General features: G+C 50.3%; 8 protein-coding genes. 7 read left to right on the top strand and 1 reads right to left on the bottom strand.

Going from position 1 to position 4,583, the window contains the following annotated elements; all coding sequences use genetic code 11:
* Positions 1–219 precede the first annotated feature (219 nt).
* Positions 220–414 (top strand): bacterioferritin-associated ferredoxin, encoded by a 195-nt coding sequence (gene bfd, locus FQK12_RS23985; RefSeq protein ID WP_004125913.1) that lies wholly within the window; start codon positions 220–222, stop codon positions 412–414.
* Between the two features lie 74 nt (positions 415–488).
* Positions 489–965, top strand: coding sequence for a bacterioferritin (gene bfr, locus FQK12_RS23990; protein ID WP_004125910.1), 477 nt, complete (start codon positions 489–491; stop codon positions 963–965).
* Here the strand turns inward: bfr and FQK12_RS23995 are convergent.
* The gene (locus FQK12_RS23995; RefSeq protein ID WP_014227038.1) at positions 949–1,422 is read right to left on the bottom strand and encodes a prepilin peptidase; all 474 of its coding nucleotides are present in this window, start codon (positions 1,420–1,422) and stop codon (positions 949–951) included. The genes bfr and FQK12_RS23995 overlap by 17 nt on opposite strands.
* A gap of 380 nt (positions 1,423–1,802) precedes the next feature.
* On the opposite strand from FQK12_RS23995, the gene rpsJ reads away from it, so the two are divergent.
* The 5 genes from rpsJ to rplB are packed head-to-tail and all read left to right on the top strand — an operon-like array spanning position 1,803 to position 4,530.
* The gene (gene rpsJ, locus FQK12_RS24000) at positions 1,803–2,114 is read left to right on the top strand and encodes a 30S ribosomal protein S10 (protein ID WP_001181005.1); all 312 of its coding nucleotides are present in this window, start codon (positions 1,803–1,805) and stop codon (positions 2,112–2,114) included.
* A 32-nt stretch (positions 2,115–2,146) separates the two neighbouring features.
* Positions 2,147–2,776, top strand: coding sequence for a 50S ribosomal protein L3 (rplC, locus tag FQK12_RS24005; protein ID WP_004106354.1), 630 nt, complete (start codon positions 2,147–2,149; stop codon positions 2,774–2,776).
* 10 nt (positions 2,777–2,786) lie between these two features.
* The gene (gene rplD / locus FQK12_RS24010) at positions 2,787–3,392 is read left to right on the top strand and encodes a 50S ribosomal protein L4 (RefSeq protein ID WP_003031119.1); all 606 of its coding nucleotides are present in this window, start codon (positions 2,787–2,789) and stop codon (positions 3,390–3,392) included.
* Positions 3,389–3,691, top strand: a complete 303-nt coding sequence (rplW, locus tag FQK12_RS24015) for a 50S ribosomal protein L23 (RefSeq protein ID WP_000617546.1) — start codon at positions 3,389–3,391, stop codon at positions 3,689–3,691. The genes rplD and rplW overlap by 4 nt, the downstream gene beginning before the upstream one ends.
* 17 nt (positions 3,692–3,708) lie before the next feature.
* Positions 3,709–4,530, top strand: coding sequence for a 50S ribosomal protein L2 (gene rplB, locus FQK12_RS24020; protein ID WP_000301869.1), 822 nt, complete (start codon positions 3,709–3,711; stop codon positions 4,528–4,530).
* Positions 4,531–4,583: the final 53 nt, after the last annotated feature.

Genomic DNA, 4,583 nt, shown 5'->3' on the forward strand with positions numbered 1-4,583 from the left:
CGGCCGTACCGTTGGCGCGGGCGTTGTTGCTAAAGTTCTGGGCTAATATTTAGTTCTGAATTAAAAAGGGCGCTAAGGCGCCCTTTTTGCTGTCTGCTATTTGCGTGAAGCAGCACACTGACTGACAGCAAAGAGATCAAACGCCTATTTAATAAACAGGCTATTGTAATCATAACTATTCTCATTTACACTTTGTCTGTAAGTTGAACGGGAGTATATATGTACGTTTGTCTGTGTAATGGTGTGAACGATAAAAAAATTCGTCAGGCTGTGCGCCAATTCAATCCTCAGTCTTTTCAGCAGCTGAGAAAATTTATTCCCGTTGGAAATCAATGTGGTAAGTGCGTTCGTGCAGCACGAGAAATTATGGAAGATGAATTAACCCGCATGCCGGAATATCAAGAGATCGCCTGAAGCCTCTCAGCTTTACTTTGACATCCCTATAGCCCGAACTACGCTTCAATAAGTGGAAGCGGAGGGATTATATAATGAAAGGTGATGTCAAAATCATAAGTTATCTCAATAAATTATTGGGAAATGAGCTAGTCGCAATTAATCAATACTTTCTCCATGCGAGAATGTTCAAGAACTGGGGCCTGATGCGCCTCAATGATGTCGAGTACCACGAATCTATCGATGAAATGAAGCATGCCGATAAGTATATCGAGCGCATTTTATTTCTCGAAGGGATCCCGAACCTGCAGGATCTCGGCAAACTCCGCATCGGAGAGGATGTGGAGGAGATGCTGCAATCCGACCTGAGGCTGGAACTGGAAGGGGCAAAGGATCTACGAGAAGCCATTGCCTATGCTGACAGCGTCCACGACTACGTCAGCCGTGATATGTTAATCACCATCCTCGCCGACGAAGAAGGCCATATCGACTGGCTGGAAACCGAGCTGGATTTGATAGGTAAAATTGGTCTGCAGAATTATCTTCAGTCGCAGATTAAAGTGGCTGACTAAAAAAAGTTTGCCAACCACATAGCAAACCCGCTGTGGCCAGGAAAGGGCCGAAAGGCAGCGGGTTGCGTAATGCCTGCCTGTGTTTGCCGCACAGAATCAGAACCGTTACGGCAGCGCAGGCGAGAATTGTTGCTATAAGAACGAGCTGCGGTAAAACTCTCCATCCCTGCCATGCCCCTAGTGCGGCGAGAAATTTGACATCGCCGTAGCCGATGCCTTCACGCCCGCGTATTCCCCTGTAGAGCCAATAGATCAACGCAAAGGCCAGATAGCCTGCTATCGCTCCCCAGACTGCATGCTGCAGATTGGCTGGTGACATACACAGATAATAAAGCAACCCGCCCCACAGCAGAGGGCAGGTAAATTTATCGGGTAGCAAGCCATAGCGCAGATCGTGCCAACAAAGCGTGAGTAATAACCCGCCATAAATAATAAAGAATGCCAAAGTCGCTATCATCGATGGTTTCCATGTGGTGGCCCTGGGTACTGAGTGTGATGCAGGAGCCAAGCCTCTGGCAAAAGGCAATAAACAGGAATGGATGTCCCGCTCCAGAGTATTTGCCGGCCTTTCATGGCATTGCGAGGGGCCTGGAAGTGAGCTCGCAGAAACAAGTGATGATTTTGTACGCATCCCTTGCGTTGTCGCTGAATTTGCGTATAATGCGCGGGCCTGTCAAAGTTGACGGCCGGTTCGATATGAACCCTGGTAGCAGCGACACGCTACCAAACAATGTTCCCAATTGGGGAACTATGTAAGAACGGTTACACTCTCCCATCAATCGTAATGGGTATGAGGAGTAACCATTTCGTCTATAAAATAATTGGAGCTCTGGTCTCATGCAGAACCAAAGAATCCGTATCCGCCTTAAAGCGTTTGATCATCGTCTGATCGATCAATCAACCGCGGAAATCGTCGAGACTGCTAAGCGCACTGGTGCGCAAGTCCGTGGTCCGATCCCGCTGCCGACCCGCAAAGAGCGCTTTACCGTTCTGATCTCTCCGCACGTTAACAAAGACGCGCGCGATCAGTACGAAATCCGCACTCATAAGCGTCTGGTTGACATCGTTGAGCCAACTGAAAAAACCGTTGATGCTCTGATGCGTCTGGATCTGGCTGCCGGTGTAGACGTGCAGATCAGCCTGGGTTAATCAGGTCATCGAGCGATTGAGAGGTTGAAACAATGATTGGTTTAGTCGGTAAAAAAGTGGGCATGACCCGCATCTTCACTGAAGATGGCGTATCTATCCCAGTAACCGTAATCGAAGTTGAAGCAAACCGCGTTACTCAGGTTAAAGATCTGGCTAACGATGGCTACCGTGCCGTTCAGGTGACCACTGGTGCTAAAAAAGCTAACCGTGTAACCAAACCGGAAGCGGGTCACTTCGCTAAAGCTGGCGTAGAAGCTGGCCGTGGTCTGTGGGAATTCCGTCTGGCTGACGGCGAAGAGTTCACCGTAGGTCAGGACATTAGCGTTGAGCTGTTTGCTGACGTTAAAAAAGTTGACGTAACCGGTACCTCTAAAGGTAAAGGTTTTGCTGGTACCGTTAAGCGCTGGAACTTCCGTACCCAGGACGCTACTCACGGTAACTCCTTGTCTCACCGCGTTCCGGGTTCTATCGGTCAGAACCAGACTCCGGGCAAAGTGTTCAAAGGCAAGAAAATGGCAGGTCAGCTGGGTAACGAACGTGTCACCGTTCAGAGCCTGGACGTAGTACGTGTTGACGCTGAGCGCAACCTGCTGCTGGTTAAAGGCGCGGTCCCGGGTGCAACCGGTAGCGACCTGATCGTTAAACCAGCTGTGAAGGCGTAAGGGGATAGCAATGGAATTAGTATTGAAAGACGCGCAGAGCGCGCTGACTGTTTCCGAAACTACCTTCGGTCGTGATTTCAACGAAGCGCTGGTTCACCAGGTTGTAGTTGCTTATGCAGCTGGTGCTCGTCAGGGTACTCGTGCTCAGAAGACTCGTGCTGAAGTAACTGGTTCAGGCAAAAAGCCGTGGCGCCAGAAAGGTACCGGCCGTGCGCGTTCAGGTTCTATCAAGAGCCCGATCTGGCGTTCAGGTGGCGTGACCTTCGCTGCGCGTCCGCAGGACCACAGTCAAAAAGTTAACAAAAAGATGTACCGCGGCGCGCTGAAAAGCATTCTGTCCGAACTGGTACGTCAGGATCGTCTGATCGTTGTCGAATCTTTCTCTGTAGAAGCGCCTAAAACTAAGCTGCTGGCACAGAAACTGAAAGACATGGCTCTGGAAGATGTGCTGATCATCACCGGTGAGCTGGACGAGAACCTGTTCCTTGCTGCGCGCAACCTGCACAAGGTTGACGTACGTGATGCAACTGGTATCGACCCGGTTAGCCTGATCGCCTTCGACAAAGTCGTAATGACTGCTGATGCTGTTAAGCAAGTTGAGGAGATGCTGGCATGATTCGTGAAGAACGTCTGCTGAAGGTGCTGCGCGCACCGCACGTTTCTGAAAAAGCGTCTACTGCGATGGAAAAAACTAACACCATCGTTCTCAAAGTTGCTAAAGACGCGACCAAAGCAGAGATCAAAGCTGCTGTGCAGAAACTGTTTGAAGTCGAAGTCGAAGTCGTTAACACCCTGGTTGTTAAAGGGAAAGTTAAACGTCACGGACAGCGTATCGGTCGTCGTAGCGACTGGAAAAAAGCTTACGTCACCCTGAAGGAAGGCCAGAATCTGGACTTCGTCGGCGGCGCTGAGTAAGTCGGAGGAGTAATACAATGGCAGTTGTTAAATGTAAACCGACATCTCCGGGTCGTCGCCACGTTGTTAAAGTGGTCAACCCAGAGCTGCACAAGGGCAAACCTTTTGCTCCGCTGGTTGAAAAAAACAGCAAATCCGGTGGTCGTAACAACAATGGCCGTATCACCACCCGTCATATCGGTGGTGGTCACAAACAGGCCTACCGTATTGTTGACTTCAAACGCAACAAAGATGGTATCCCGGCAGTTGTTGAACGTCTTGAGTACGATCCGAACCGCTCCGCGAACATCGCGCTGGTTCTGTACAAAGACGGTGAGCGCCGTTACATTCTGGCCCCTAAAGGCCTGAAAGCTGGCGACCAGATTCAATCTGGCGTTGATGCTGCAATCAAAGCAGGCAACACCCTGCCGATGCGCAATATCCCGGTTGGTTCTACCGTTCATAACGTAGAAATGAAACCAGGTAAAGGCGGTCAGCTGGCTCGTTCCGCTGGTACTTACGTTCAGATCGTTGCTCGCGATGGTGCTTATGTCACCCTGCGTCTGCGTTCTGGTGAAATGCGTAAAGTCGAAGCAGACTGCCGCGCTACTCTGGGCGAAGTTGGCAATGCTGAGCATATGCTGCGCGTTCTGGGTAAAGCAGGTGCTGCACGCTGGCGTGGTGTTCGTCCTACCGTTCGCGGTACTGCGATGAACCCAGTCGACCACCCACATGGTGGTGGTGAAGGTCGTAACTTTGGTAAGCACCCGGTAACTCCGTGGGGCGTTCAGACCAAAGGTAAGAAGACCCGCAGCAACAAGCGTACTGATAAATTCATCGTACGTCGCCGTAGCAAATAATTTTAGAGGATAAGCCATGCCACGTTCTCTCAAGAAAGGTCCTTTTATTGACC

The organism is Klebsiella sp. ME-303, from assembly GCF_007910085.1.
GTDB lineage: Bacteria > Pseudomonadota > Gammaproteobacteria > Enterobacterales > Enterobacteriaceae > Klebsiella > Klebsiella michiganensis.